Genomic DNA, 26,303 nt, shown 5'->3' on the forward strand with positions numbered 1-26,303 from the left:
CCCAGCTCTCATCTGATCAGGAGCCTACCATGGTAAACCCCATAGCATCTCAACTTGCCGCCACTGCTTCTGTGGCCGCCTCGCTTGATAGTCAGCAGGAAACAGTCGTCATTAACGTGGACTCACACGTCAATGCTAGCAATCAGGTTGAAACCCAAGCCCAAGGACAAAAACACCCTAAGCCGCCCCAAACCTGGCCACTGCGCAAGCCCATGGGCGATATTATCGAGCCCCCGAAAAGCTCGCTTGACACCGCGCTTGAACAGCTCAACAACAACCTAAAAGCATGGGCGACCGGTGTGCGGTTTGATGTAGACCCCGACACCCAACGTTTAATTGTCTCTTTAGTCGACAACGAGTCTGGCGAAGTGATCCGCACGGTACCGTCCGAGGCAGTATTACAGATTTCCAAAATGATCACCCAATTTCAAGGCAATGGCATCAACACCAAAGCCTAACGTATTATCCTAGTGTGCAAACGAATAAACGCAAACTACCGTCAGTTCTCTGCATACTCATTGCCTTTAATCGAACTGCAATTAAGGCATACTATGATGGACAGGAGCATTAAATTATGGCTATTTCTTCCATAGGGGTGGGTTCAGGCTTGCCCCTAGACCAACTACTCAGCGATTTTCGCAAAAGCGAAAACCAACCGTTGGTGCTTATCCAGCAGCGTCAGGTCATTTCCGAGGCGCGCTTATCGGGTTATGGCATTATCAAGGGCGCGTTGACCGACCTCCAAAAAGCCTCTCAGGCCTTAACCAAAACAGAAAAATACGGCGCTCTGAAAGGCACGTCATCTAACGAGGCAGTCGGGGTCAAGGTAGAAAAAAATGCGGTCGCAGGGTCTTACACCCTAACCGGTATTAAACTTGCCACGCAGCAGTCTCTCGCTCTAGCTGGCCAAGCCAGTCGCACTGACAAAATTGGCACGGGTGGGCAGCTTAGTATTGAACTGAATAACGGCAAGGGTCCTGTTACCATCGATTTGGGCGACGACACCTCGCTACAAGGCGTGATGAAAGCCATCAATGCCAACCCCGACCTAGGCGTACAGGCCACACTGGTTAATGTCGGCTCCGATTCACCCTATCGCTTAATGTTGACGGCTAAAGACACCGGCACCGAGGCCAGCATTAAAGAAATCACGGTCACAGGCAATGACGAGCTCAATGCTATTTTAGCGTATGACGCCACAGGCTCTACAGCCAATTATCAGGAAACCACCAAGGCCACTAACGCTAAGGCCACCGTTAACGGCATTGAGATCACCAACCAAAGCAATACCTTTAAAGATGTTATCGAGGGCGTCACTCTCGACCTTAAAACCTTGCCTGCAAATGGCGAAGCAGTCAAAATCAACATTACGCGTGATGATTCCGTGGCTATTAATGCGGTCAAGGATTTTGTAAAAGCGTACAACAGTCTGCTAGACACCATCAAAGCGCAAACGTCGTTTGATGTGGAAAACGAAAAAAGCAGCGCGTTAACGGGTGATTCGTTAGTGCGTCGTGTAGAAAGCCAGATGCGTGGGGCATTAAACAGCGCATCCAGTGTGGGCGATATCCACACCTTAGCCGACCTAGGCATTAAAAGCGATTACAAAACCGGCAAGCTCGAAATTAACGAGGAAAAGCTTACCGAAGCAGTGCGCGATCACCTAGGTGATGTGACCGAGTTTTTAAGCGGCGCTAACGGCGTGGGTAAAAATGTGGACAAGGCAGCCAATGAATACATTAAGTCCAATGGTTTTATCCAAAATGCCACCGATGGTTTAAACAGAACCATCAAGGACTTGGAAAAACAATATCAGGCCACTTCCGACCGCATTGAAAACAAAATGGAAAACTATCGTCGTCAATTTAGTCAGCTCGATGTGATGATGAACCAAATGAGTGGCATCAGCAACTACCTAACCCAGCAGCTATCTATGTTAGGCAACATGAACAGTAGTAATAACAAGTAATGACTTATTCTGCTTTACGCCGCGGCCCCGGCGGCCGCCCTACCGCTCAGTCTTATTCCAATATTGGTCTAGAGACCCAAGTGCTCAGCGCCAGCCCCGAAGAGCTCATCAGCCTATTGCTAGATGGTGCACGGGTTGCCGTCATTAAAGCCAAAATTCACCTTGATAATAACCAAATCGCCGAGCGCGGGCAGGCTATTTCCAAGGCCATTGATATCGTCGATACCGGTTTAAAAGCCGTGCTCGATAAGGAAAAAGGCGGTGAGGTCGCCGCACAGCTACTGCATGCTTACGACCTTATCCTCTACCACTTAATGCAAGCGAATCTCCACAGCGACAAAAGGCGCTTGGACATCGCTGAGTCCATGCTGACCTCGCTATTGGAAACATGGCGAGAGGCCACTAAAAAATAGTGGAATTTATTTGTAAAGGTATCTACACATGCCCAGCTCTCCCTCTGTCACCCTGCAACAATACCAAGTCATTGCTGATCTCAGCCATCGTATGCTTGACGAGGCGCGTCGACAGCAATGGGGGCAAGTGATTGCTCTTAGCCAGGAATACGTGCAAGCCGTCGAGCAGCTAAAGGCTCTCAATGAATTAAACAACGCAGAACGTCATGCGCGACGCGATTTGTTAACCAAAATCCTCGAAGACGATGCAGAAATTCGTCTTCTAGCCGAGCCCGAGCTGCGTCGCTTAGGGCACATTTTGGGTGATATGAAACGCCAGCAATCAGTAGTCAATGCCTATTGCTCGCCCACCTATAGCGCATGAGCATTGGCCCGTCGACCCTCGGCAATCTACTCGTGCAGCGCTTGGATTCGGCGCTGGGTGTTAGTCAAACCGCTCAGCATCGTACGGGTGCGCACCCAGATGCCTTGCGTCATACGCAGTCGATTCAGCGCTTAATTCAAAGTGACACCTCGACGGCTCGCTCGACACGAGAAAGCGTCGATAAGGCCCAACAGCAAGACACCACCCGTTTACAAAACCGTGCCGATTCGCGTCTGGAAAACCAACTCCAAAAATACACGGATCACCGCTTTACCCCCTCTGCGCCCACCACATTGGGTAAAACGGCACGCACCATTTTAGCTCTGTTAACTCAGTATGCACATCAGCCTGTACAGGGCCAACGTCCTTTGTTAACGCCCCAAACCTTGGCCAATGCAGCTCAACGCAGCTTGCCAACAGCCCCAACTGGAATGCCTGTGCCGGCTGGCACTACGACCACCACAGCGCCTACCGCTACTACGCCCCCCTCCGCCAGCAACGCCTTAACTCAACTCTTGACCGCTACCGCCCCCACGCCGACTGCACCCCAAGCGCTTACGCACGCCATTGCACACATGTTGCAACAAAGCGTCACGGAAAGTGGCTTGTTCTACGAGTCAAAGTTGGCCCAACTCGTTAAAGGGCAAATCAGCCCTGAGGCGCTACACCAACAACCTCAGGCGTCTACGCAAGCCAAAGCTAGCTCTCAAAACGCAACGGTATTAGCCCAACTGGCTAACGCGGCAGGTAAAGACACGCCTGCGACTAGCTTGTTGCAATCGGGCATAGACCCATCTACCCAGCAACTGGTGCGTCAACAACTCGAGGTCTTAGCCAGCCAAATGTTTAACTGGCGTGGCGAGGCATGGCCTGGGGTGCCTTTAGATCTGGAAATACAACGCCGCCGCGACGACGACGCCCAACAACACCCTGACACCTTTCACGACGAGGACGAGGCGCCCTGGCAAAGTCGTTTAAAATTAGAGCTGCCTACACTAGGTACGGTGCAAGCTCGCTTGCATATTCATGATCACACTGTGCGCATTCAGATTGAGGCCCCCACGGCCAGCGATACCTTAAAGCACCACCTCGCTACCTTGGTCGAGCGCCTGGAAACACGCGGCATCGCCATTCAACAGCTTCAGGTACTACGCCAAGACCCGTTGTACGCTGACCCCGACGAGTACTCTCATGTCTACGACTAAGCCCCCTCAGCACGCCGTGGCTTTGCGTTACGACCCATCATTAGATCAAGCCCCACGCGTGGTCGCCAAAGGCTATGGCCATGTTGCCGATGCGATTATTGCGACAGCCCACGAACACGGCCTTTACGTACATGAATCCCGCGAGCTAGTGGGTTTATTGATGCAATTAGATCTAGATCAACATATTCCCCCAGAACTCTATCTAGTGATTGCAGAATTGCTGGCATGGCTTTATGCTTTGGAGTCTGGCGATGCTGAACTTGACCCCCTGCTTGGCTCGACACCCCCTTCTCTTGACCCTAGCCCAACTGTTAAAAAATGATAAGGCGTAAAAAGCCTTGGTTTTTGACGTTTGATAAACGGCTTAGGTAGACACATCTGACTGTACATTATGTCGTAGAGCAAACCTGTGCTTTAACTAGGTTACCGATTTTCTACGAGTTAGCGATATGACCCCATCTTCTCTTTCTGCCATCGACTCTGTGCTATCTCAGCTGCGCAGTGTGGCCGACGTGGCCGCCAATCAGACTCGGTCTGTTAACGCTGGACCTGTAGGCTCGCCCCCCAGTTTTGCGGTAGAGCTGCAACGTAGCCTAAATAAACTGGCTGCTACCCAAAATCACGCCAATACTCAAGCCGAAGCCTTTATGGCAGGTGCGCCGGGCATCTCTCTAAACGATGTCATGATTGATTCGCAAAAAGCCAGCTTGGCTTTTCAAACAACTCTACAAATGCGTAATCGTCTGGTCGAGGCCTACAAAACCGTCTCCAGTATGCCGGTCTAATTTCCCCCAACACGGTGGGCTATTTTCCCTGATTGTGTATCTGATTATTTCTTACGTCTTACTACAATCCATGTCAACATGGTATCAAAACATGAATTTGCGAGACCCTAAATGAGCCAGGCCTCCTCAACCATTAACCGAGTCCCCGGCTTAGATTTTCTCCGCAACCTACCCCGCACCGCCCAGATCGCCGGTGCGGCGGGTGTGGTGGCTTTAGTGCTTGTGGCTGCTCTTTGGTCTCGCGCGCCGGATTACAATGTGCTGTTTTCTAATTTAGATGATAAAGACGGTGGCGCTATTGTGACAGCATTAGGGCAAATGAATGTGCCCTATCAGTTTTCGGATAATGGCAGCGCCATTCTTATCCCTAAAGAACGGGTCCACGAAGTGCGTATGCAGTTAGCCAGCCAAGGTTTGCCGCGTGGTGGCAATGTGGGTTTTGAGCTACTGGACCAAGCCCGTTTTGGGGCCAGTCAATTCACTGAACAGGTTACCTACCAGCGTGCCCTAGAGGGCGAGCTCGCTAGCTCCATTAGTGCCGTGCATGCGGTGCAAGACGCCCGTGTGCACTTAGCCATTCCTCGGGAAACCCTCTTTGTGCGTGATCGCCAAGCCCCGACGGCCTCGGTGTTGTTAACGCTGTACTCGGGCCGTAGCCTATCGGAAAGCCAAGTCTCTGCCATTCAATGGTTGGTGTCATCCAGCGTACCTTCTTTATCGGCCGATAATGTATCGGTAGTAGACCAAGACGGCCGCTTATTAACCGCACCAAGCGGTCAGGCAGGTGCCAACAGTGCACAACGTGATTTCACTACCGACATTGAACATCGCGCCGTCCAACGCATTATGACGTTGCTCAACCCGCTCTTAGGCACAGGCAATGTGCGTGCTCAAGTCAGCGCTGATATTGATTTTTCAGCCCGTGAGCACACTTCTGAGGTCTATAGACCCAATCAAAAACCAGGCGAAGCCGCCGTGCGCAGCGAACAAAGCAGCGTGGCGCTTAACAACACCGCGACCAACCCCGAAGGGGTACCTGGGGCATTAACCAATCAACCTCCATTAAATCCGGTGGCGCCCATTGTGGATGAGAACGCCACAGCGCCCGATACCGCAGCTGATACTCAAGCCCCTGCTACCGCTACGACCGAGCTGGATTCGCGTTTATCGCAACTCGAAGCCCAAGCCAAACTGGTTTCGCCCTCGGGTAATGCGCGCACCGACATCACTACTAACTACGAGGTGGATCGCACCATTAGTCATGTCAAAGGGGCCGTGGGCGAGCTAAAACGCTTATCCATTGCGGTGGTAATTAATCACCGTTACGTAGATAAAGAATACCAAGCCCTATCCGACGATGAACTGGAAAGCATCCGTTCGCTGGTGATGCAAGCCGTTGGGTATTCGGCCGAACGGGGCGACAGCATTAGTGTCGTTAACAGTCGCTTTAGCGAGCCAGAAGACCACAGTGTGCCTTTCTGGAAAAACAACACCTACATCGAGGCTGCTATGACCTTGTTTAAGTACCTCGTCATTGCCATCTTGTTCTTTGCTTTCTGGCGCATTGTGATTAACCCCATTATTCAAGGGTTAATTCAAGCACGCCTCCAAGCACAGACGATGCGCCTAGAGGCAGAAGAAAATATTGAACGTCAAAAAGTAGCCAAAGAACGGGCGGCAGAAATCAACCGCTACGAAGACAACATGGGCACCGCTCGATTGATGGCAGAAAAAGACCCACGCGCGGTGGCGATGGTATTACGCGCTTGGATGAATAAAGAAGATAACGATGACAACTAACGAGGATAAACTGCGTGACAGTGCCATTTTGATGATGGCCCTTGGCGAAGACGCAGCGGCTGAAGTCTTTAAGTACCTGAACCCCAAAGAGGTACAAGAGCTAGGTTCAGCCATGGCTAGCCTAACCCAGTTAACACGCAACGACATGGACCAAGTCCTCGAGGACTTCCGCCAAGAAGCCGATCAATTTATGTCGGTCACCTTGGATTCCAACGAGTACATTCGCTCGGTGTTGAACAAAGCGCTCGGTACGGATCGGGCGGCCGGCATTATCGAGGATATTTTGGATGCCGAGCGTGGTACGGGCTCGGGCATTGATGCATTGAACTGGCTGGACGCTACCAGCGTGGCTGAGCTCATCGCTGATGAGCACCCCCAAATTATTGCCACCATTTTGGTGCACTTAGAGCGTGATCGCGCAGCCGATGTGCTGATTGAGCTCAACGAGCGCTTACGCGATGATGTGGTGCTGCGTATCGCCACCTTTGGCGGGGTTCAACCCAATGCGCTTCAAGAGCTCACCGAGGTCTTGAACTCATTGTTGGCCGGTCAAAGCGCTAAACGCAGCAAAATGGGTGGGCCTCGCACCGCTGCCGAAATTATTAACTACATGTCTTCGGCGCACGAAGAGGCCATTATCACCAACCTCAAGACCATGGATGCTGATCTGACTGATCGCATTGTCGAAGAGATGTTTGTGTTTGATAATCTCCTAGAGGTAGAAGACCAAGCGATTCAGCTTATTCTCAAAGAGGTGGAAACCACGGCGCTTACTATTGCGCTTAAAGGCACTACCGACGAGCTACGCGAGAAGTTTTTCCGCAATATGTCAAACCGTGCTGCCGATATGCTGCGCGAAGACATTGCTGCGCAAGGCCCCGTTCGTATGTCCAAGGTGGAAGAGGAACAAAAAGCCATTGTGGAAGTGGCGCGTCGTTTAGCCGAAGAAGGTCAAATCAACCTAAGCGGCCCAGCGGGCGACGAATATGTCTAGATTTGGCTCCTCCTCGCCGTATGCGGACTTGGATTGGCGTCCTTGGGAAATAGAATCCTTGGATGCCGAGCGCCGCCCTGCTCAAACCCCTACCGAGCCAGAACCTACGGTCGATATGGAGGCCATCTTGGCCGAGGTGGCCGAGTTAAAAGAGCTAGCGCGCCAACAGGGTCATGCCGAAGGCTATGCGGCCGGCTTTGATCAAGGTTTACAACAAGGCAAGATCCAAGGGCATGCAGACGGTTTCGAGGCTGGTCATGCCGCGGCAGTGCAACAGGGGCATAGCGAAGGCTATCAAGCAGGCAGTCAGCAAGCCGCGGCGGAATGCGCCCAGTTGGCTACACTGGTGACACGATCAGGCTCCGCCTTGGCAGAGCTCCACGAGGAAGTAGGCCAAGCGCTATTGCAATTGGCGGTTGATATTGCAAAGCAGGTGCTGCAAGACGAACTGCGTCAGCATCCTGATCACATTGCGACCCTGGTCACCCAACTGCTCAAAGACGAGGAACACACTGACCAAAGTTTGACGGTATGGGTTCACCCTGATGACCATGCCATTATTCTGACGCATTTAGCCGAGGATTTAGCACATCACCCGCAGTGGCGCATCAAAGCGGATGACACCATTAGCGCTGGCGGACTGATTATTAAAACGGCCTTGGGCGAGGTCAATGCGACGCTGCAAAACCGCTGGCGTCGTGTCATCGCTCGTTTAGGGCCTATTGACACCCCTCCTAGCGCATCATGAGTCACAGCCCCAGTCCTGCCGATCAATGGCGTGCGCAGCTGGCCAGCGCCCAGTTACGCGCTCAAAGTAGCGAGCCTATTGCGCGCAGTGGCCATATCACCAAAGCCACGGGTTTAGTGCTTGAGGCCACGGGCTTACAGCTACCTTTAGGTGCAGCGTGTCGTATTCAAGTGTCTAAAGCATTGGATCACTGGGCTCATGCCGAGGTAGTTGGCTTTGAGGCCGAAACCCTTTATTTAATGCCGCACCATGAAATCATGGGGCTACGCCCGGGTGCACTGGTGCTTCCTATCGAGCCCATTACCGAAAGTGCTTTGCGCTTGAACCCAGACGCCGCTATCGAGCCCCCTCCTGCTCCGGCTTTAGCTCACCAATTGCCGGTGGGTGCGCATTTACTGGGGCGTGTGGTGGATGCCGCCGGTCAAGCCCTAGATGGCCTCGGTTCACTAGAACACAGCGATAAAGCCAGCTTAAATGCCAAATTGATTAACCCCTTAGCGCGTACTCCTATTACTCAAACCATGGATGTTGGCGTACGTGCCATTAATGGGTTGCTTTCCATTGGTCGGGGGCAACGCATGGGCTTGTTTGCCGGCTCCGGGGTTGGGAAAAGCGTACTGCTCGGTATGATGGCTCGCTATACCGAAGCCGATGTGATTGTTGTGGGCTTAATTGGGGAACGAGGCCGTGAGGTCAAAGAGTTCATTGAACATAACCTAGGGCCCCAAGGTTTAGCACGTTCAGTTGTGGTGGCAGCGCCGGCTGATGTCTCGCCCTTGTTGCGTTTACAAGGCGCGGTCTATGCCACCCGTATCGCGGAGTATTTCCGTGATCAAGGTCAGCATGTGTTGCTGATTATGGATTCCCTGACCCGCTATGCCATGGCACAACGGGAAATTGCCTTGGCGGTGGGTGAACCGCCCGCAACCAAAGGCTATCCGCCCTCGGTATTTAATAAATTGCCCGCGTTGGTTGAACGTGCTGGCAATGGCGCCCAGTCAGATCATGGTGCAGCCGCTGGCTCTATCACGGCTTTTTATACTGTGCTTACCGAAGGCGATGACCAACAAGACCCCATTGCTGACTCGGCACGAGCCATTTTAGATGGTCATGTGGTGCTCTCACGGCGCTTAGCAGACAGTGGTCATTATCCGGCCATTGATGTGGAAGCCTCGATTTCACGGGTGATGTCTGCTGTGGTCAGCGCTGAACACATTAAGTTAGTGCATCAATTTAAGCAGATTCTATCTATTTATCAGCGCAACCGCGATTTGATTGCCGTGGGCGCTTACCAACGCGGCAATGACCCCACGATTGATAACGCCATAGAGCGCTACCCGTGGTTAGAAAGCTTTTTACGTCAAGACGTCGATAACCCAGTAAGTTTCGAGAAAGCGCTGGATGAATTACAGGCTATTTTAGGAGTGACTGGCCATGCCTAATGCCTCTATGCATACGTTGATTCAACTGGCAGAAAATGAAGTCGAGCAGCACACGGATCACCTACAACGTTTGAATAGTGAACGTCAGCAAGCCTCGCACCAACTTAGCACGCTGCACCAATATCGCTTGGATTACTCCGATCGATTGCTGCAAGCCAGTCAATCGGGCGTCACGATGTCGAACTACCATAATTTTTACCGCTTTATTGGCACTTTAGATCAAGCCATTACACAGCAAAATAGTCTACTGGAACACCTCGAGTCGAAAATTACGCAGCAGCAGCAACAATGGCTGGCCGCTAAGCAACGTTTAAACGCCTACCAAACGCTACAAGATCGTCGCGACCAAGCTCAGGCAGAGCATCGAGCGCGCGTAGAACAACGAGAAAACGATGAGCTTTCTGCTGCGATGCACTATAGGCTCAGGCAATTTAATTAGATGGGTTAATAAAGCATGAACGCAATTTTGTTGTCAGGATTAGATGGCTCGGCCAAAAGTGGCCCCAGTACCTTGCTGGACGCCAAGACAACCCAGTCTACCTCTTCGTTTGCCCAACTATTAGGTCAAGAGACCGCGCAAATTGATGCAGCGCTTGAACAACAACTGACTGCCCTAGGTTTTGATGCCCACGCCGTTATGGATGCACTGCGTGCTGCTGGGCTCAATCCAAACGCTTTATTTCATGCCTGGCACACTACGTCTGCTACGGGTAGCGACCTCAAGGCGTTTCTTAAAGATCAAGGGCTTGATGTGGCGGCGCTACGTAAGCCCACAGCGGCAGGGTTGGCTTTGGATTCGGACCAGTTGGGTCGTCACGAGAACGAGCTCGCTGCCGACATCCCGCCCGATGCTTTAGCTTTTATTCAAAGCACTTTATTTATTGCACAAGAGTCTTTTCATTTACGTACTGGCGCTGGTGCAGCTCATGGTGCCTCTAATGCTTTGTCTCCGGCTATGTTGGCCAAGCTCAACCATAAAGCCGGTGTAGTAGCTCAACACAACGAGGCAAAACATGGCGTAACGACGGGCTTAGACTCAGAAAAACCTAGCCTAAAAGGCACGGCGTTTTTTGGACGTTTATCTACCGAGGCCGAACCTTTTATCGCGTTAAACTCGCAAGACCTCACACGCTCGCCTAGTCTGCAGACGGGGGCTGAGTTTCACTTGCAATTAGCCAATAGCAATCATAAAAGTGCGGCAAGCCAGATCGCATTCAATGCGGCACCCACTTACAGCGCTCACATTGCTACGCCGTTAACGCACAGCCAATGGAGCCAAGACCTCGGGCGTGTCATGGTGACATTAACCCAACAGGCCCAGCACACCGGCCCGCAAAATGCAGAAATTCGTTTGGATCCGCCCGAACTCGGGCCCATGCGCATTGTGTTGTCCATCACCGATAACATCGCCAATGCCACTATTTTTGCTGCGCATGCTCAAACCCGTTTAACGCTCGAGCACGCCCTGCCCCAGTTACAGCAGCAACTCGCCCAATCGGGGCTCAGTCTAGGCGAGGCCAATGTCAGCGATCACGGCTTTGGCGGTCAAGCCCACCAAGACTCTTCCTCGGCAAACCAGACAGGGGCTCAACCATTTAGTCTTAGCAACGGTACCGGCCATTCGGATTCTGCCTTGCTGTCTGAGCCTCACGACGCAACGCAGCGTCGTACACCCGATGCTATAATCGACACATTCGCATAACATTTAGTTACTTAATACAAGCAGTTAACACTCATGGCCACCAGCTCCTCTAACGCCCGTAAACGTCAAGCCCCTGAACAGCCTGCTGCGACAGCAGACAGTTCTGCGCGTCGAAAGCGCAAACCCTCAAAATTTAAACGCCTGTTGCGGGCTGTTTTATTGGTGCTCATTATTATTGCAGCAAGTGTGGGGGCTACCCTTTACTACACTTGGCCAGCCGGGGCATCGTTACTTAGTTTTATGCCTCAAAGCGAAGCCGTGGCTAACGAACCAACGGACACCGTTGCACCCGAACCGGCTAAAGCCCCTGCCCCTGTCCTGCCTCCTGAAAAGCCAATTTTTGTGCGGCTCGAGCCCTTTACCGTTACCATTTCCGAGGGCGGTAGTCGTTCTCGTATTTTGCATGTGGCCATTACATTACGTGTGGCAGATGAAAAATCCAGTGCATTAATGGGCGAATACATGCCAATGGTGCGCGATCAAGTCATACAAATCTTGTCGGCCCAACATCCGCAGTACATTCAAACCCCCGAGGGGCGCGAGCAATTGGTGGCCTCATTAAAGCACTCCCTAAGCCAACCTTACGATGCGAAATCGTTAGGTCCTGATATTACTCACGTCCTATTTACCGCCTTTGTGATTCAATAATGTCGTATCAAAGCTTTCTATCTCAAGACGAAGTCGATGCGCTCCTAGCGGGGGTTACAGGCGAAGAGTCGGAACAAAGTGCACAGGCCTCTGACTTGCCCGGTGGGGTACGGGCCTATGATCTTGCTTCCCCCGATCGTGTTATTCGGCATCGGATGCAAACGCTTGAGCTAATCAACGAACGATTTGCTCGTCGTTTGCGCAGCACCCTGCTTAGCTTTATGCGCCGTAATGCCGACATCACGGTGGGGTCCATTCGCATACAAAAATACAGCGATTTCGAGCGCAACCTGCCAGTACCCAGCAACTTAAACATGGTTACGTTCAAACCGTTGCGTGGCATTGGCTTATTTACCTTTGACCCCAATCTGGTCTTTTTGATTATTGACAGCTTATTTGGTGGGCACGGTCGTTACAATACGCGTATCGAAGGGCGTGATTTCACCACCACCGAACTACGCATTATTTTGCGTTTATTAGACTTAACCTTAGACAGCTATTGCAGCGCCTGGGAACCGGTCTATAAGATTGAGTCCGAGTACATTCGTTCAGAAATGCACACCAAGTTTGCGAACATTTGCTCGGGTAACGATTTAGTGGTGGTGACCTCATTTAATATCGAATTTGGTGCCCAAGGCGGCAATTTAAATATTTGTCTGCCTTACTCCATGATCGAGCCCGTACGTGATTTGCTCACACGCCCTCTTCAGGACACCAGTGGCGATGCCATTGATCAACGTTGGACTCAGCAACTAACTCGTCAAGTGCGCAGTGCCGAGGTCGAGCTCAGTGTGGACTTTGCCAAGATCAACCTGTCTGTACGCGATTTACTTAAACTCAAAGTCAACGATGTTTTGCCCATCGCTATCCCTGAGCATGTTACCGCCAATGTCGATGGTGTTCCCTTATTAAAGGGCACCTACGGCAGCCTAAACAACAAATACGCGGTCCGTATTCAACAATTCTTGACCCAACCAGAACCTGATTTTCTTAAGACTAAACGCCATGACAGATCCAAATAAAGCGAACGAAAACCAAGAAAGCGATAACTTCGAAGCCGATTGGGCCGCCGCCATGGCGGAGCAACAAGCCGGCGAACAGTCGGCTGCTGATGCAGGCACCCAAGCCGATGGCTTAGGCAGTGTCAGTGCAGATGACTGGGCCAGCGCCTTAGCAGAGCAAACCATGGATACCGAAGACAGTGCTAGCCCTAGCGCCAAGCCCGAGCCCGCCGAAGCCGCTGCCCCACATGTGTTCCAACCGCTGAATAAACCCACCAGCGAGGCTGGCCGTAGCGATATCGATATGATTATGGATATCCCCGTTCAACTTTCCGTTGAGCTCGGTCGCACTCGCCTTACCTTAAAAAACATTTTGCAATTAGGCCAAGGTTCGGTAGTAGAGTTAGACGGCCTAGCAGGTGAGCCGCTAGACGTGTTTGTTAACGGTTACCTTATTGCCCAAGGCGAAGTGGTGGTCGTCGAAGACAAATATGGGATCCGTATTACCGATATTGTCACCCCGTCTGACCGTATTCATCGTCTTAATAATCGTCGTTAATGACTCAAGCCGATCTTTTACGACTATCGCTCAGCTTAGTGGTCGTCGTACTGTTAATCCTACTTGTGGCGTGGCTCGCGCGCCGCAGTGGTTTTATGCGCGCTCACTCTCAGGTCATCAAGTTTATCGCTTCGCACCCACTAGGCAATAAAACCAGCGTAGTGGTGATCGAAGTTGACCAAAAAAGACTGGTGCTCGGTGTCAGTCCTCACCAAGTCAACGTGTTACATACCCAGCCGGTTCAGGACGAATTCCAAACCACTTTGGATCAAGCGGTAACGGCTCAACAACAGCAGTTTTCAAGTGAAAATAACGCGTCTTAATCTTTTTTATGGCCTGACTACGCTCGTGTTGCTCTTAGCTCCATTTGCAACCGAAGCCCAGCAGTTCATTCAGCTCCCCTCAATTAACAGCAACCCCAATCCCGATGGCAGCCAAACCTGGTCTCTTAGCATAGAAACCTTGGTCATGCTGACCATGATGTCCTTTTTGCCATCCATGCTGATGATGATGACGGGCTTTACGCGCATCATTATTGTATTGGGCTTGTTGCGCAATGCCATGGGTACCAACAACTCGCCTCCTAATCCGGTATTAATTGGGATTGCCTTGTTTTTGACCTTTTTTGCTATGTCACCGGTGTTTGATCAGGTGTACGAGCTGGCGTATCAGCCGTTAGTGCGCAATGAAATGAGTTTTCAAGAGGCTTTGGCCGTGGGGGTCGAGCCATTTAAGACCTTTATGTTGCATCAAACCCGCGAAACCGATTTGCAGCTCTTTGCAGAGATGGCCAATATCGGAGAGTTACAAAGCCCCAATGAGTTGCCCTTGCGCGTGCTGATGCCAGCTTTTATTACTAGCGAACTTAAAACCGCATTCCAAATTGGTTTCACCATTTTTATCCCCTTTTTAATTATTGACTTAGTTGTGGCCAGCACCTTAATGGCTTTAGGGATGATGATGGTACCGCCCATTACCATTTCATTGCCTTTTAAGCTGATGTTGTTTGTGTTGGCTGACGGCTGGCATTTGCTGTTGGGTTCGTTAGCACGCAGCTTTTACCAATAGGTATAGACAATGACCCCTGAAACCGTCATGAGCATGACACACCTGGCTTTAAAGATGGCATTGACCTTAGCTGGGCCCTTTTTATTAACCGCCCTGGTATTGGGTTTAGTGGTGAGTATTTTTCAAGCGGCCACTCAAATTAATGAAATGACCTTAACCTTCATTCCTAAAATTGCAGGCATTGTGGTGGTGGTGATTTTAATTGGCCCTTGGATGATCACCACCATGGTGGATTACATGCAGAGCTTGTTTAACCAAATTCCTAGCCTAGCTATGTAAGCCTGTCGGCTATGGTTAATTTCACCCTCGATCAACTCTATCTTTGGATCAACGCATTTCTGTGGCCACTTTTTAGGGTGATGGGGTTGTTTATGACCGCCCCACTTTTCAGTGAGTCCAGCATCAGCTTGCACGTCAAGATTGGTGCCGCTATTTTAATTACGTTAGTCATCGCTCCCGGCCTGCCCATGCCCGATATCCCCACCGGATCATGGGCCGCGTTATGGCTTGCCGCTCAACAAGTTTTAATAGGCTTTGCGTTGGGTTTTATTATGCGCATTGCATTTGCCGTCGTGATCTTGGCGGGTGAGTTCATTGGGTTTCAAATGGGCTTGTCATTTGCCTCCTTTTTTGATCCCGGTACGGGTGCGCAAACCGCAGTCGTTTCCCGCATTTTGAATATTGTTGCCATGCTGTGCTTTTTAGCCGTAGATGGGCACTTGGTCATGCTGCATGCTTTTATGCGGACCTTTGAAGTATTACCTATTGCAATAGGGAGCTTAGATATTAATGGCTGGGGCGTCATTTTAGAATGGAGCGGCGAGCTGTTTTTATCGGGAATGCTATTGGCTTTGCCCCTGATTATTATTTTGCTCACCATGAATTTGGCCTTTGGAATTTTAAACCGAACTGCCCAGCAAATTACTATTTTTGCGGTGGGTTTTCCCATTACGTTGATGACAGGGCTAGTGGTTTTAATGATTGTTATTCCACAAACTGCGCCCTTTTTAATGCAGCTATTTGAGTCTGGCTATGAAACCATGATGCGTTTTATACAGGCGTTAAGCACACGCTAATTGCCCTAACGGATTAGCTACCCCCATGCCAAGACGCTGCGAAATAAAGCGTCTTGGCATGGTGCAAGGGGAATTAATCGGTTTGATAAGCTAACTGTGACCCTACCGGTGCGGAAGCCGTGCTGTGGTTGATAAAGTGCGAGTGGTCTTCGGTGTCGTTAACCGTAAACTGTGCCACGGCAGCCGTTAAGTGCTGGGCTTGGTCTTGGAGCGAACCGGCCAAATCCGTCAGTTGTGCCACCAACGTCGAGTTTTGTTGTACCACGCTATCCATTTGCGTGACAGCAATGTTGACTTGACTCACCCCATCGCTTTGCTCGTCTGAGGCGCGACTGATATCCGTCATTAGGGTGGAAGCCGAGTTAATGGCTTGAACGACTTGAGTAATAACCTGCCCCGCATTGGCGGCTTGGTCGGACCCGGCTTTGATTTGCTGGGCAGAGCTATCAATTAAATCTTTGACCTCGCGGGCTGCCTGCGCACTGCGCTGCGCCAAAGCACGCACCTCGGACGCCACCACGGCAAAGCCACGACCCTGTTCGCCAGCACGAGCGGCCTCGACCGCAGCATTCAGTGCCAAGATATTGGTTTGAAACGCAATACTGTCGATGACGTTGACGAAATCAGTGATTTGACTGGAGCTTTTGTTGATGTCTTCCATGGTGTCTACCACGGTGCGCACGGCTACGCCCCCTTTTTCTGCTACATCAGCGGCTTTTTTAGTGACTTGGTCGGCCTGATTCGCATTATCGGTGTTGTGACGCACTGTCATAGCAATCTCGCTCATGGTGCTGGCCGTTTGCTGTAGTGCACTGGCTGATTGTTCCATACGAGAGTTTAGCTCGGTATTGCCGCTGAATAGCTCAAGCGCGCTGTTATGGATTTGGATTGCGCTTTGGCGAACCTGTAATACCATGGCTTGTAGGCTGCTTTGCATGCGTTGCGAAGAGGCATATAAAAAACCAATTTCATTATCGCCATCGAAACGCGCTTGGCGGCTGAGGTCGCCATTGGCAATGTGATCAAACAGTACCCCTAAATCGCGTACGGGACGAATAATGCTGTGTTGAATTACATAACGAATCAGCAAGGTAAATAGTATGCCTAGGATTACGCTGCTGATGATGATTAAAATTGCCAACTGAATGCGGTCTTCGGCCAGTTGAATCGAGGCGTTGGTTTGCTCTTGGATATAAGCGCTTAGGGCACGTAAAGTGACTTGGAATTCCTCGGCGCGTACGTAACCCACATTTTCATTGATTTCATAGAAATGGGTGTAGTTACGCTCCTCGAGGGAGTCAATCAAACTGAATAAAACCTCGTCCATATAGCGCACATAATGGGTGTTTACCTTTTCCAATAAGTCGGCTTCCTGGGGGGTGGCAGCCGGTATACTGCTAAATCGTTTGTATTCAAAATCGGCTAGGTCGATGCTGTATTTAACCTTTTCGAGCTCTTGGTCGGCATAACCGAGTAGATCTGAATCGCCTCTGTAGCCTGCCTCGCGCATTTGATGAGCCACGAGCATGAGCGTAGCGCGGGCCTCGGCAGTGACGGCGTTAAGTTCCATAATTTGAACCTGACGTTGGCTCTGCACCCGAAGGTCGTGCACCATTTCGCCATTTTGGCTAAGAAAATGATAGGCCGTGCCCCCTAACACGATAACCACAAGCAGGGACAAGCCCATGACGGTCATTAATAGGGTACTAATTCGAAGTCGATTTAACATCGAAATGACTTTTTTAAACATAGGCTCCCCAGTATTTTTTTACACTTATTTAATATTATTACTGAATTTAACATAAACGCCACAATGTGTTGCTACTGTTACCGCGACTTCAATTCAGTAATTATCCGGATGGTTTTATTTGCTTTTTTCTCTATTTAATTCTACGTACGCTACGATAGACACTATCCCTAACGCCATAAAAAAACGCCTTGAAAAAGACGTTTAAAAAATGCATATTAGCGCCCTAACCTGGGCTCTACTGGCGTGGGCTCGGGGTGATACACCGACGGCTGCTTTTTAATGGCGACCAAGGTGTGGTGGCTGTCGAACTCTAGCAGCAACTCGCGTTCAATGTAGACCGCATCCGTTAAAACGGTCTTTGTAAAGCGCCACAAAGCCAAGTACGCACCATTTGATTGATGATAATAATTCACGGGCTCGGCTTGCAGCAGGGTGACCGCCTGCTGCTTTGTGGTTTGCCCTATCTGCAGCGCTTGAATGGCGTTTAAGTCAAAGGAATTGCCCGTGCTTGTGCACGCGCTTAACAGAGTGATTAACGCCAGTAACCCACCACGCATCAGAGAGACCATAATAGGCTAGAACTCCACCCAATCATCTTCAGCCGAAGCGGTTTTCTTTGACCCACTGAGATCAGGACGTAATAGTTTTGCGTCTTTACCTGTGCCTGAACTGGCGTTCATACCGGGAATGTCAGCGTGGCTCTTTTTTACAGAAGACAGCTCTGCGGGTTTAGCACTATTAATGGCCTTGGGGGGCAAAGCACGTTTGGCTGTAAGAGATTGAGTTGAGTGTGGCAGCGGCGCTTTCTTTTGTGTTTGAGCCCGCTGGCTTTTTACTTGAGCCTCGATATCAATGATCTGCGACTCAGGTAATTGATAGGCATTTAATGCCTCGTACAGTGCCTGAGACTGCTTGCTCATTTCGATGGCAGAGCGTGCTGTTTCGTCTACACGCTCGGCGTTATACGTGGTGCTGCTATCCATTGAGCTAATCGCTAAATTGACTTGATCAATACCGCTGGATTGCTCGATGGTAGCGGCGCTGATTTCACCCATGATGTCCGTCACACGTTTTACGGAGTCAACGATTTCCTGCATGGTCGCTCCGGCGCGCTCGACCTGACCCGAGCCCTCGTTCACTTTACCCACGGAATCGTCAATAAGCCCCGTAATTTCACGTGCCGCTTGGGCACTGCGTTGGGCTAAAGCGCGTACCTCGGAAGCAACCACGGCAAAACCACGCCCTTGTTCACCTGCACGAGCGGCCTCGACAGCGGCGTTTAATGCCAAAATATTGGTTTGGAAGGCAATGCTGTCAATCACACCCACAATGTCAGCAATTTTGCTGGAGCTAGCAGAAATGCCTTGCATGGTGCTGACGACCTCCCCTACGGCCTGCCCACCGCGCTGGGCAACATTGGACGCCGTCACAGCCAACTGGTTAGCTTGGTGCGCATTATCCGCATTTTGACGTACGGTGCTAGATAGTTGTTCCATACTGGTAGCGGTTTGTTGCAAGGCGGCGGCTTGTTCTTCGATACGTGCAGTAAGACTGGAGTTACCCTCAGCGATGCCTTCATTACCTGCATGCAGTTGGGCTGCGCTTACGCGGATATGGCTAAAGGTTTTAATTAAGCTGTCTTGCATATGCTGCAAGCTACCAAATACCTGCCCGATTTCATTATTGCTTTTGCGTGTAATGCGTTGGGTCAGGTCGCCTTTAGCAATGGATTCAAAATGCGTAGCTAAAAAATGCAAAGGTTTAAGAATACGCCCATTGACTAGCAAAAAGGCGGCCACACTGAACACCACTAGCACTGCCAACGCAATACCACCTACAACTAAGGTGGTGGTGTAGCTGGACTGTGCTGCACCCAAAACCCCTTTAGATACGGAGGCCGTTTGAAGTTGAGCGACTACGGCTTGCATCTGTGTCATAGCCACGGCAACGATTGCCGTAGCGCTTGCCACGATCAACACCATTAATAGAGCAAAGAGATGTCTTAGCTTGAGGTTATTCAACATGAATCGTTCACCAATAGAGAAAAAAGAAGATTACCCGCGCGCATTCAATGCAAATAGGTTTGTGCTTTGTATTTTTTTAAACGCAATGGCCGCCGCCTCGAGTGCAGAGGTGCGCATTTCCAATTGGGTTGATGCCGAATAATAGTCTAAGTCTTCGATACGAGAAATCTCGGACGACAAATGCAAGGCTTGCATCGAGCCTACATGTGACAATGCGTCGACCTCGTTCATACGTGCACCAACCGAGGCACGTATGGTTAGAATATTGTCATAGGCTAAATCCGTGTGCTGCATGGCTCGATTTAATACGTTTTGCATGGTGGCTTTGTTGGCTGGGTTGCCATCTACATCTAAACGTAATGCATTGACCACATCATTTAGGGTATTAAGCAGGTTTAGCTCGTCATTACCGTACTGATTTTGGGAGTTCGTTAACGAAAAGCTATCGCCTGCTTTAGGTGTGCCATTCAGCGCCACTGTCAAGCCATTGCCTAAATCCAGTCTTGTGGTACCCGCCTCGTGCACGACGGTTTTTTCTGTTTCCTGTAACACACCGTTCTCGTCCAAGGCCTTGGTCGTAATGGTGAGATTAGGGCTGTCAGGCGTAGCCCCAGCGGTAACAGCAATGTCGATACTTTGCACTTGAGTCGCTTTGCTGGAATCCGCGATAGACACACCACCTATTTCACCGGTGCCGCTGTTAGCCAAGTGGCCCGACGTGAAAAACACAAGACTACCTGGCGTGGCGCGCAAAAACACATCCACCCCATGGTCACTGCTTGGTAACTGGCGGGTTTGATCCACCTGAATATTACGATCGGAGCGGTCACCTACGTATTTATAGCTACCATCAGTATTTTTACTAAAGGGCTGTAATGTGCCCTGCGAACCACTGAACATGTACTGACCGCTAGCATCTTGGGCATTAGCCAGGTTAGCAATGGAATCACGCATTTCCTCGAATACGGTGGCTAAGGCCTCGCGGTCTGCGTTTGACAAGGTGCCATTGGCAGCCTCGAGCAAACGCGTTTTAGCGCCATTGACCTGTGGGATCAATGACATCAGTACATTTTCCTCCTCGCCCAAATTGCGCACAGCGACTTGGCGGTTTTCGGCAAAACGACTGTTCATGGATTTGGCCTGGGCCAAAGTGAGACTTTGCGCGGCGGCCAGCGGGTCATCCGCTGGGGTAATCATGCGCTTTCCACTGCTGACTTGTTGGAAAACGTGCATCAACTCGCTTTGCTGGCGATTTAAGGAATTGAGACCGGTTTGAAAATAAGCGGCTGTACTAATACGCATTCTAGGGTTCCTTTACTCAATCACTCTATGCACGCAAGTTTAAAAGCGTGTCAAACAAATTTGTCCCCACATCAATTAAACGTGAGGCCGCGCGGTACTGATCCGCATACTGGTTAAGTTTTAGGTATTCTTCGTCGAGATTCACACCGGATAGGGCTTGTTGTGCTGAGAAGTTTTGCTCAATTAAGTTTTTTTGTGCTTTGGCGGCCGTGGCATTTTGCTGCCCATTTACCGCTACCCGGTTTACAAGCTGAGAAAACGCATCGTTAAAGCTTAAACTGCCCTTGCCCATGGTTTTACTGTTTTGCAATTCGGCTAATTTAAGCGCTATGCTGCCGTCTGCTGAACCCAATGGATTGCCGTCGGCATCTTGGCCGGCTGCCGCGATATCGCCAGGCTGCTTGATCTCGACAGCAAAACTATCGGCTGAGTTTCGCGTTGGGGTGACACGCCATAAATCGCCATCCACAGCCCCTGCCATGGCGCTTTGGTCAATTTTCAAACCATCAATAATGATTTCACCCTTATCATTTGCCGCGGGTAAATCAGTCAATTTCCCATTTGGCAATGTGCGATATTTCAGAGCTGAGTCTTCCATCACAAACTCGTAGTCTTGCCCCGTCAATGCATTGGCGGAGTCTAGCTCTACGCGTAGACTGGCTGCGCTTTTGTTTTTATCTGAAGCCATCGGTTGCCCGATTTTTACGGAAAAATAATCACCGCCTTTAGCACCTGTTAGGTCGTAACCGGTGTTGTGAATGGCATTGAATTCAGTTGAAATAGCGATCGCAAGACGGCCCAAGGCATTTTGGGCTGGGTCTAGGGTATCTGTGCGGTATTTCATCAAACCGGCAAGCTGCCCACCAGAAAAACTGCCATCATCAATTTCCGCTAAGTTTGGCTGACCATTGGTGTGACCGTAGGTATAAGCCACCACATGACGGGTGGGGTCGGCTTGTGAGGGGACGGCTGTCAGCGGAAACTGGGTGGGCCCCCCTAATAAAATTTGCCCTGAACCTAAGGCCAAATTAAAGTTGCCGTCTTGTTCATAGACTTTGACATCAACCAGTTGATTGAGCTCGGCCACGAGTTGTTCGCGCTGATCTAATAAATCGTTAGGTGCATGCGCCCCGCCTACCGAAGCACGCGCTTTGGTAATTTGGTCGTTCATGTCGTGAATACGACTGACATAACTATTGATTTGCGCCACAACCGTCGTGAGTTGGGTGTTGATGTCATGACGCTGGTTATCAATAAAGCGATTGGCTTCTTTAAACTGGGTCACAAGACTGTCGGAACGCCCTAACATTTCCTGACGTGCGGCCGGGTCAGCCGGTGCAGAGGCAACGGCTTGAACACTTTCAAAAAACTTTTGAATGGCTGGACTAACGCCTGCGGTACGGTCAGAAAACAAATTATTTAACTGAGCAATTTCATTGCCATAGGTGACTAATGCCGCCCCTTGGCTTTGTGACTTTACCACTTGGTTATGCAAAAAACTGTCGTAAGCACGCTGTACCGTAACCGCTTGGACGCCACGACCTATATAGCCAGCCCCAGTGGCTCGTGCCCCGGTTGTTTGCTGTAGTACCGTTTGACGGTTGTAGCCTTCTACGGCGGCATTATTAATATTGTGCCCAGTGGTCATGAGATTGACTTGAGCTGTATTAAGCGCTGAAAGACCTAGGCCATATAAATTCATAAAAGTATCCGTTTATTTGAGTAGCAGCGTGCTGCTACACCCACCCAAAAGCGTATTTGTTTTATTAACGACCGTTTGGGCGTAATCTTTAGCGCACCGCGCTGGAGTCAAAGTACGCCATGATAGAAATTAATTTATCGGCATAGTTAGGATCCGTCGCGTAGCCAGACGCTTGGACCCGTTTAGCGGCCTCTTCGGCTGAGCCTGCATCACGTACCGAGGCATAGCGTTCATTTTGGCTTAATAAGCGCGCGTAATCAGCCAAGGAGTCTTGATAGGAATCATAGGCGCGAAAAGGCTGTTTGACTTTGACTTTCTTGCCATCAATAAACTCGGTGGTCATGACATGCGCCACCTTGCCTTTCCAGCCGGAGGTGGCCTTGATACCAAATAAATTATGGCTGGTAGAACCGTCCTCGAAGAGAATTTCGCGTTTACCCCACCCCGACTCGAGGGCGGCTTGGCTCATGATCAGTTTTTCGGGCAGCCCCGATTCCGCTGCTGCAACCTGCACCGCATCACGCATTTTGTTTATAAAAGAGCTGATATGTTTAGGCGCACCTTGAATGGCCGACGCAATCGCATCCACCGATTTAGGGCCATTGAGCTTTTTAATTAATGCGGTGAGTGACGGCGCATCAATAATGCGCCCTGCCTCGCCCACATGGGAGCGTAACTGCGGTAATCGTGTTGAAGCCGCTTCGGGTACGGTGCGCGCAGGCAGCCCCTGGCTTTGTAAACCTTGGGCTTGTTTCATTTGATCAATTAATGCTTGGGCAAAACCAAACCCAGGGTTTGATAAATTTAACGCTAACTGTTCATCGCCAATGGTTTGCGACATGCGCACGGCTTCACTATCAAACAACCCATTACCGCTGGCCGTTTGACGTGCTTGCTTTAATAGCTGTTGAATCATTAGGGCTTCAAATTGATGCGCGACTTTTTCTTGGGCATCGCTATCAACCTGTGATCCCGTTACCGCTTTACGCAACGAGGCTAACTGCCCTGTATCAAAAATAGAAACTTGGGGGGTAGAACCAGGGCGAGGGAAAAACTGAGCCGACACGTCTCTATACCTTGCTTAAATAATTTCCAAATCAGCGCGTAATGCGCCGGCACTTTTCAGATTTTGTAAAATAGACAATAAGTCTTGCGGCGTAGCACCCAAGGCATTTAACGCCCGCACCACATCTGCTAAATTAGCGCTGGTCGTAATACGTTGCAGGCTGCCTTCTTGGGTACGCATTTCAATATCTGTACGGTCGGTGACCACAGTTTGCCCACCCGCAAAAGGGGTATCGGGCTGACTCACCCCGGTCTGTGAACTAATCACTACCGACAAGTTGCCGTAGGCAATCGCTGCCTCATCAATGGTGACGGTACGGTTCATGACCACAGAGCCTGTGCGCGCATTCACCACTACCCGCGCTCGCGCCGGCGGTACTTGCACATTCAAATGTTCAATTTGCGACAAAAAGGCGGCTTGGGCTTGGGGCTCGAGAGGGGCTTGAACTCGAATAACGCGTCCGTCTAAAGCGGTAGCCGTGTTAGCGCCAAACCGTTGATTAATGGCTGCCACCATGTTTTGCGCCGTGCCAAAATCAGTGCTGTTGAGCTCTAGCGTGAGCGCCCCATCGTAAATAAATGTGGTGGGTACACTTTGCTCGACAATGGCACCACTTGGGATGGTGCCACCGTTTAGCTGATTGACTTGTACACTGGAGCCACCGGCCTCAGCACCTGCCCCACCCACCAACAAGTTCCCCTGCGCAATGGCGTAGACCTGACCGTTGGCACCTTTTAAGGGCGTCATCAATAACGTACCACCGCGCAGGCTTTTGGCATTACCCATTGATGACACCACCACATCCACGGCTTGGCCTGGACGCGCAAAGGCGGGTAAACGTGCTGTGACCATGACAGCGGCTACGTTTTTAAGCTGCATATTGCTGCCCTGAGGAATGGTCACCCCTAGTTGCGACAGCATATTGGTTAAGCTTTGTTGCGTAAATGGGGCTTGGCGCACTTGATCACCGCTGCCATCTAAACCCACCACTAAGCCATAGCCAATGAGCTGATTTTCTCGCACTCCTTGAATGGACGCTAAATCTTTGATGCGCTCAGCGTGACTCGTTAGGGGCTGCCAAAGCAATAGCGCCACCAATGCGGTTTTAGCGAATGCGAAACAGAGAGAAAAGCGTGAGGAGGCGGCTTTATTTTTCATAACTAGAAGGGGGAGATATTTAAGAAGAAACGCTGTAACCAACCCATGGTTTGTACCTCGTCCATCACACCTTTACTGCGAAACTCGATACGTGCATCAGCAACCTGTGTGGAAACTACGGTACCCGAGCCAGAAATAGAGCGGGGATCGACCACACCTGAAAAACGCATGTACTCGCTACCCCGGTTAATAGCAATTTGCTTTTCACCTGCGACTTGAAGATTGCCATTTGGCATAACCCCAATCACGGTAGTGGTTAAGGTACCCGAGAACATGTTGTCCGCGCGACTGGTGCCCGAACCTTTAGCGCTATTGGTGCCTGTGGCTTCAAAATTCTGCCGAGTGCCGAGCTCGCTGGGCAGGATACTCGGAGAAAGGCCAATATTCATACCCGCTTCGCTATTGCGATCGGTGTTGGTAGAGACGCTTTTGGCAGCGTTGGTTTTTTCTTGGATCACAATCGTGACAATGTCCCCTACGTTGCGCGGTCTTCTGTCCTCGAACAGTGGGTAGTTGCCGTAAGCGGTGGGTTGATAAATAGCACCATTTGCCACAGCTTGGGGTGGCAAAGGGGCAGGAGGTGGGGCGCTTAGGGGCCCCACTACGACCGGCTCGGGCGGCACCATAGCACAAGCGCTAACTAACGCCACCAGCATCACCACACTAAACCGACTAAACGTAGACCCCATCATGATTTACCTTGTGTGTATTAGATCTGTGTGAGACGACCTAACATCTGATCGGACGTTTGCACGGCTTTACTGTTCATTTCATAAGCGCGCTGGGCTGTAATCATATTCACGAGCTCCTCGGCCACGTTAACGTTCGAGGTTTCGGTGTATTCTTGTAGTACCAACCCTGCCCCATCCATACCGGGCTGTAAAAAGTTAGCCGCACCTGAAGCATCGGTTTCCACATATAGGTTTTCACCTACGCTTTGCAAACCACTGGTATTCACAAAGGTGGTTAATTGCAACTGCCCTACTTCTACGCTGGCACCAATTGCGCCTGGCTGTGTCACTGACACCGTGCCATCACGGGAAATTTCAATTTGCAACGCATTATCGGGGATATTAATAGGAGGCTGGATTGGGTACCCACCGGCAGTCACAAGCTGACCATTTTGATCGAGCTGGAGCTGACCATTGCGTGTATAGGCAAAGGTACCATCTGGCATTTCCACCTGAAAGTAGCCACGACCTTGAATGGCGACGTCTAATGAGTGCCCGGTATTATTTAAACCGCCTTGGCTATGAATGCGCTCGGTCGCTACGGTGCGCACACCGGTACCAATTTGCAACCCGGTGGGCAGCTGGTTAGCTGCACCAACCTGAGCCCCCGGCTGACGTAATGTTTGATACATCAGGTCTTCAAACACAGGACGGCTGCGCTTAAAGCCAGCGGTGTTGACGTTAGCTAAGTTATTGGAAATGACATCCAAGTTTGTTTGTTGGGCTTCTAAACCCGTCTTAGCTATCCAAAGTGAACGAATCATAATAAAACCTAGAGATAAAAAGGAGCGGGTTA

Annotated in this window: 29 protein-coding genes; 20 read left to right on the top strand and 9 right to left on the bottom strand. The window is 50.6% G+C overall.

The window, feature by feature from the left end; translation table 11 throughout:
• Nucleotides 1-29 precede the first annotated feature (29 nt).
• The 20 genes from GGR41_RS13145 (at nt 30) to fliR (ending at nt 15,774) form a co-directional block, all read left to right on the top strand.
• Nucleotides 30-458 carry a flagellar protein FlaG gene (locus tag GGR41_RS13145; RefSeq protein WP_229711201.1) on the top strand — a complete coding sequence of 143 codons (429 nt, stop codon included), beginning with the start codon at nt 30-32 and terminating at the stop codon, nt 456-458.
• A 116-nt stretch (nt 459-574) separates the two neighbouring features.
• Nucleotides 575-1,969, top strand: coding sequence for a flagellar filament capping protein FliD (gene fliD, locus GGR41_RS10895; protein ID WP_167661861.1), 1,395 nt, complete (start codon nt 575-577; stop codon nt 1,967-1,969).
• Nucleotides 1,969-2,382: a flagellar export chaperone FliS gene (gene fliS / locus GGR41_RS10900; RefSeq protein WP_167661862.1), complete on the top strand. Its 414-nt coding sequence runs from the start codon at nt 1,969-1,971 to the stop codon at nt 2,380-2,382. The genes fliD and fliS overlap by 1 nt, the downstream gene beginning before the upstream one ends.
• A 28-nt stretch (nt 2,383-2,410) precedes the next feature.
• Nucleotides 2,411-2,746 carry a flagellar protein FliT gene (locus GGR41_RS10905; protein ID WP_077732901.1) on the top strand — a complete coding sequence of 112 codons (336 nt, stop codon included), beginning with the start codon at nt 2,411-2,413 and terminating at the stop codon, nt 2,744-2,746.
• Nucleotides 2,743-3,951, top strand: coding sequence for a flagellar hook-length control protein FliK (fliK, locus tag GGR41_RS10910; protein ID WP_167661863.1), 1,209 nt, complete (start codon nt 2,743-2,745; stop codon nt 3,949-3,951). Before GGR41_RS10905 ends, fliK begins: the two co-directional genes overlap by 4 nt.
• The gene (locus GGR41_RS10915; protein WP_167661864.1) at nt 3,938-4,273 is read left to right on the top strand and encodes an EscU/YscU/HrcU family type III secretion system export apparatus switch protein; all 336 of its coding nucleotides are present in this window, start codon (nt 3,938-3,940) and stop codon (nt 4,271-4,273) included. Before fliK ends, GGR41_RS10915 begins: the two co-directional genes overlap by 14 nt.
• 127 nt (nt 4,274-4,400) lie before the next feature.
• Nucleotides 4,401-4,736, top strand: coding sequence for a flagellar hook-basal body complex protein FliE (gene fliE, locus GGR41_RS10920; RefSeq protein ID WP_077732898.1), 336 nt, complete (start codon nt 4,401-4,403; stop codon nt 4,734-4,736).
• A gap of 111 nt (nt 4,737-4,847) precedes the next feature.
• Nucleotides 4,848-6,536, top strand: coding sequence for a flagellar basal-body MS-ring/collar protein FliF (fliF, locus tag GGR41_RS10925; RefSeq protein WP_167661865.1), 1,689 nt, complete (start codon nt 4,848-4,850; stop codon nt 6,534-6,536).
• A complete protein-coding gene (gene fliG, locus GGR41_RS10930; RefSeq protein WP_077732896.1) occupies nt 6,526-7,530 on the top strand; it encodes a flagellar motor switch protein FliG in 1,005 nt (334 codons plus the stop codon). The genes fliF and fliG overlap by 11 nt, the downstream gene beginning before the upstream one ends.
• Nucleotides 7,523-8,278 (top strand): flagellar assembly protein FliH, encoded by a 756-nt coding sequence (locus GGR41_RS10935; RefSeq protein ID WP_167661866.1) that lies wholly within the window; start codon nt 7,523-7,525, stop codon nt 8,276-8,278. The genes fliG and GGR41_RS10935 overlap by 8 nt, the downstream gene beginning before the upstream one ends.
• Entirely contained in the window at nt 8,275-9,720 is a 1,446-nt protein-coding gene (gene fliI / locus GGR41_RS10940) for a flagellar protein export ATPase FliI (RefSeq protein ID WP_167661867.1), read from the top strand. The genes GGR41_RS10935 and fliI overlap by 4 nt, the downstream gene beginning before the upstream one ends.
• Nucleotides 9,713-10,159, top strand: a complete 447-nt coding sequence (gene fliJ / locus GGR41_RS10945) for a flagellar export protein FliJ (protein ID WP_167661868.1) — start codon at nt 9,713-9,715, stop codon at nt 10,157-10,159. The genes fliI and fliJ overlap by 8 nt, the downstream gene beginning before the upstream one ends.
• A gap of 15 nt (nt 10,160-10,174) precedes the next feature.
• Entirely contained in the window at nt 10,175-11,422 is a 1,248-nt protein-coding gene (locus GGR41_RS10950; RefSeq protein WP_167661869.1) for a flagellar hook-length control protein FliK, read from the top strand.
• A gap of 33 nt (nt 11,423-11,455) precedes the next feature.
• The gene (locus GGR41_RS10955) at nt 11,456-12,070 is read left to right on the top strand and encodes a flagellar basal body-associated FliL family protein (RefSeq protein WP_167661870.1); all 615 of its coding nucleotides are present in this window, start codon (nt 11,456-11,458) and stop codon (nt 12,068-12,070) included.
• Complete coding sequence (fliM, locus tag GGR41_RS10960; RefSeq protein ID WP_167661871.1) at nt 12,070-13,092, top strand: flagellar motor switch protein FliM; 1,023 nt, start codon at nt 12,070-12,072, stop codon at nt 13,090-13,092. Before GGR41_RS10955 ends, fliM begins: the two co-directional genes overlap by 1 nt.
• A complete protein-coding gene (gene fliN / locus GGR41_RS10965) occupies nt 13,076-13,630 on the top strand; it encodes a flagellar motor switch protein FliN (protein WP_167661872.1) in 555 nt (184 codons plus the stop codon). Before fliM ends, fliN begins: the two co-directional genes overlap by 17 nt.
• The gene (gene fliO / locus GGR41_RS10970) at nt 13,630-13,953 is read left to right on the top strand and encodes a flagellar biosynthetic protein FliO (protein ID WP_167661873.1); all 324 of its coding nucleotides are present in this window, start codon (nt 13,630-13,632) and stop codon (nt 13,951-13,953) included. Before fliN ends, fliO begins: the two co-directional genes overlap by 1 nt.
• Before the next feature lie 13 nt (nt 13,954-13,966).
• Entirely contained in the window at nt 13,967-14,698 is a 732-nt protein-coding gene (gene fliP / locus GGR41_RS10975; RefSeq protein ID WP_209279811.1) for a flagellar type III secretion system pore protein FliP, read from the top strand.
• Nucleotides 14,699-14,707: 9 nt separating this feature from the next.
• Nucleotides 14,708-14,977: a flagellar biosynthesis protein FliQ gene (gene fliQ, locus GGR41_RS10980; RefSeq protein ID WP_167661875.1), complete on the top strand. Its 270-nt coding sequence runs from the start codon at nt 14,708-14,710 to the stop codon at nt 14,975-14,977.
• 11 nt (nt 14,978-14,988) lie between these two features.
• Nucleotides 14,989-15,774 (top strand): flagellar biosynthetic protein FliR, encoded by a 786-nt coding sequence (gene fliR, locus GGR41_RS10985; protein WP_167661876.1) that lies wholly within the window; start codon nt 14,989-14,991, stop codon nt 15,772-15,774.
• A 73-nt stretch (nt 15,775-15,847) separates the two neighbouring features.
• On the opposite strand, the gene GGR41_RS10990 is transcribed toward fliR, so the two are convergent.
• The 9 genes from GGR41_RS10990 to flgG all read right to left on the bottom strand — a co-directional run bounded on the left by GGR41_RS10990 (nt 15,848) and on the right by flgG (nt 26,271).
• Nucleotides 15,848-17,524: a methyl-accepting chemotaxis protein gene (locus tag GGR41_RS10990; protein ID WP_167661877.1), complete on the bottom strand. Its 1,677-nt coding sequence runs from the start codon at nt 17,522-17,524 to the stop codon at nt 15,848-15,850.
• A 215-nt stretch (nt 17,525-17,739) separates the two neighbouring features.
• Nucleotides 17,740-18,093: a hypothetical protein gene (locus GGR41_RS10995; RefSeq protein ID WP_167661878.1), complete on the bottom strand. Its 354-nt coding sequence runs from the start codon at nt 18,091-18,093 to the stop codon at nt 17,740-17,742.
• Between the two features lie 6 nt (nt 18,094-18,099).
• Complete coding sequence (locus GGR41_RS11000) at nt 18,100-19,548, bottom strand: methyl-accepting chemotaxis protein (RefSeq protein WP_229711202.1); 1,449 nt, start codon at nt 19,546-19,548, stop codon at nt 18,100-18,102.
• Nucleotides 19,549-19,578: 30 nt separating this feature from the next.
• Nucleotides 19,579-20,850 (bottom strand): flagellar hook-associated protein FlgL, encoded by a 1,272-nt coding sequence (gene flgL, locus GGR41_RS11005; RefSeq protein WP_167661879.1) that lies wholly within the window; start codon nt 20,848-20,850, stop codon nt 19,579-19,581.
• A gap of 25 nt (nt 20,851-20,875) precedes the next feature.
• Nucleotides 20,876-22,552 (bottom strand): flagellar hook-associated protein FlgK, encoded by a 1,677-nt coding sequence (gene flgK / locus GGR41_RS11010; RefSeq protein WP_167661880.1) that lies wholly within the window; start codon nt 22,550-22,552, stop codon nt 20,876-20,878.
• 88 nt (nt 22,553-22,640) lie between these two features.
• Nucleotides 22,641-23,618: a flagellar assembly peptidoglycan hydrolase FlgJ gene (flgJ, locus tag GGR41_RS11015; RefSeq protein ID WP_167661881.1), complete on the bottom strand. Its 978-nt coding sequence runs from the start codon at nt 23,616-23,618 to the stop codon at nt 22,641-22,643.
• A gap of 15 nt (nt 23,619-23,633) precedes the next feature.
• Nucleotides 23,634-24,776: a flagellar basal body P-ring protein FlgI gene (locus GGR41_RS11020; RefSeq protein ID WP_167661882.1), complete on the bottom strand. Its 1,143-nt coding sequence runs from the start codon at nt 24,774-24,776 to the stop codon at nt 23,634-23,636.
• 2 nt (nt 24,777-24,778) lie between these two features.
• Entirely contained in the window at nt 24,779-25,465 is a 687-nt protein-coding gene (locus GGR41_RS11025) for a flagellar basal body L-ring protein FlgH (protein ID WP_371020363.1), read from the bottom strand.
• 20 nt (nt 25,466-25,485) lie between these two features.
• Nucleotides 25,486-26,271 (bottom strand): flagellar basal-body rod protein FlgG, encoded by a 786-nt coding sequence (flgG, locus tag GGR41_RS11030; RefSeq protein WP_077732879.1) that lies wholly within the window; start codon nt 26,269-26,271, stop codon nt 25,486-25,488.
• Between the last annotated feature and the right edge of the window lie 32 nt (nt 26,272-26,303).

Source organism: Paenalcaligenes hominis, assembly GCF_011927625.1.
Lineage (GTDB): Bacteria > Pseudomonadota > Gammaproteobacteria > Burkholderiales > Burkholderiaceae_B > Paenalcaligenes > Paenalcaligenes hominis.

What these genes read in the sequence shown, in the direction of transcription:
- GGR41_RS13145 (WP_229711201.1), top strand. Translation starts at nt 30, where the DNA reads ATGGTAAACCCCATAGCATCTCAACTTGCCGCCACTGCTTCTGTGGCC.
- fliD (WP_167661861.1), top strand. Translation starts at nt 575, where the DNA reads ATGGCTATTTCTTCCATAGGGGTGGGTTCAGGCTTGCCCCTAGACCAA.
- fliS (WP_167661862.1), top strand. Translation starts at nt 1,969, where the DNA reads ATGACTTATTCTGCTTTACGCCGCGGCCCCGGCGGCCGCCCTACCGCT.
- GGR41_RS10905 (WP_077732901.1), top strand. Translation starts at nt 2,411, where the DNA reads ATGCCCAGCTCTCCCTCTGTCACCCTGCAACAATACCAAGTCATTGCT.
- fliK (WP_167661863.1), top strand. Translation starts at nt 2,743, where the DNA reads ATGAGCATTGGCCCGTCGACCCTCGGCAATCTACTCGTGCAGCGCTTG.
- GGR41_RS10915 (WP_167661864.1), top strand. Translation starts at nt 3,938, where the DNA reads ATGTCTACGACTAAGCCCCCTCAGCACGCCGTGGCTTTGCGTTACGAC.
- fliE (WP_077732898.1), top strand. Translation starts at nt 4,401, where the DNA reads ATGACCCCATCTTCTCTTTCTGCCATCGACTCTGTGCTATCTCAGCTG.
- fliF (WP_167661865.1), top strand. Translation starts at nt 4,848, where the DNA reads ATGAGCCAGGCCTCCTCAACCATTAACCGAGTCCCCGGCTTAGATTTT.
- fliG (WP_077732896.1), top strand. Translation starts at nt 6,526, where the DNA reads ATGACAACTAACGAGGATAAACTGCGTGACAGTGCCATTTTGATGATG.
- GGR41_RS10935 (WP_167661866.1), top strand. Translation starts at nt 7,523, where the DNA reads ATGTCTAGATTTGGCTCCTCCTCGCCGTATGCGGACTTGGATTGGCGT.
- fliI (WP_167661867.1), top strand. Translation starts at nt 8,275, where the DNA reads ATGAGTCACAGCCCCAGTCCTGCCGATCAATGGCGTGCGCAGCTGGCC.
- fliJ (WP_167661868.1), top strand. Translation starts at nt 9,713, where the DNA reads ATGCCTAATGCCTCTATGCATACGTTGATTCAACTGGCAGAAAATGAA.
- GGR41_RS10950 (WP_167661869.1), top strand. Translation starts at nt 10,175, where the DNA reads ATGAACGCAATTTTGTTGTCAGGATTAGATGGCTCGGCCAAAAGTGGC.
- GGR41_RS10955 (WP_167661870.1), top strand. Translation starts at nt 11,456, where the DNA reads ATGGCCACCAGCTCCTCTAACGCCCGTAAACGTCAAGCCCCTGAACAG.
- fliM (WP_167661871.1), top strand. Translation starts at nt 12,070, where the DNA reads ATGTCGTATCAAAGCTTTCTATCTCAAGACGAAGTCGATGCGCTCCTA.
- fliN (WP_167661872.1), top strand. Translation starts at nt 13,076, where the DNA reads ATGACAGATCCAAATAAAGCGAACGAAAACCAAGAAAGCGATAACTTC.
- fliO (WP_167661873.1), top strand. Translation starts at nt 13,630, where the DNA reads ATGACTCAAGCCGATCTTTTACGACTATCGCTCAGCTTAGTGGTCGTC.
- fliQ (WP_167661875.1), top strand. Translation starts at nt 14,708, where the DNA reads ATGACCCCTGAAACCGTCATGAGCATGACACACCTGGCTTTAAAGATG.
- fliR (WP_167661876.1), top strand. Translation starts at nt 14,989, where the DNA reads ATGGTTAATTTCACCCTCGATCAACTCTATCTTTGGATCAACGCATTT.
- GGR41_RS10990 (WP_167661877.1), bottom strand. Translation starts at nt 17,524, where the DNA reads ATGTTTAAAAAAGTCATTTCGATGTTAAATCGACTTCGAATTAGTACC.
- GGR41_RS10995 (WP_167661878.1), bottom strand. Translation starts at nt 18,093, where the DNA reads ATGGTCTCTCTGATGCGTGGTGGGTTACTGGCGTTAATCACTCTGTTA.
- GGR41_RS11000 (WP_229711202.1), bottom strand. Translation starts at nt 19,548, where the DNA reads ATGTTGAATAACCTCAAGCTAAGACATCTCTTTGCTCTATTAATGGTG.
- flgL (WP_167661879.1), bottom strand. Translation starts at nt 20,850, where the DNA reads ATGCGTATTAGTACAGCCGCTTATTTTCAAACCGGTCTCAATTCCTTA.
- flgK (WP_167661880.1), bottom strand. Translation starts at nt 22,552, where the DNA reads ATGAATTTATATGGCCTAGGTCTTTCAGCGCTTAATACAGCTCAAGTC.
- GGR41_RS11020 (WP_167661882.1), bottom strand. Translation starts at nt 24,776, where the DNA reads ATGAAAAATAAAGCCGCCTCCTCACGCTTTTCTCTCTGTTTCGCATTC.
- GGR41_RS11025 (WP_371020363.1), bottom strand. Translation starts at nt 25,465, where the DNA reads ATGGGGTCTACGTTTAGTCGGTTTAGTGTGGTGATGCTGGTGGCGTTA.
- flgG (WP_077732879.1), bottom strand. Translation starts at nt 26,271, where the DNA reads ATGATTCGTTCACTTTGGATAGCTAAGACGGGTTTAGAAGCCCAACAA.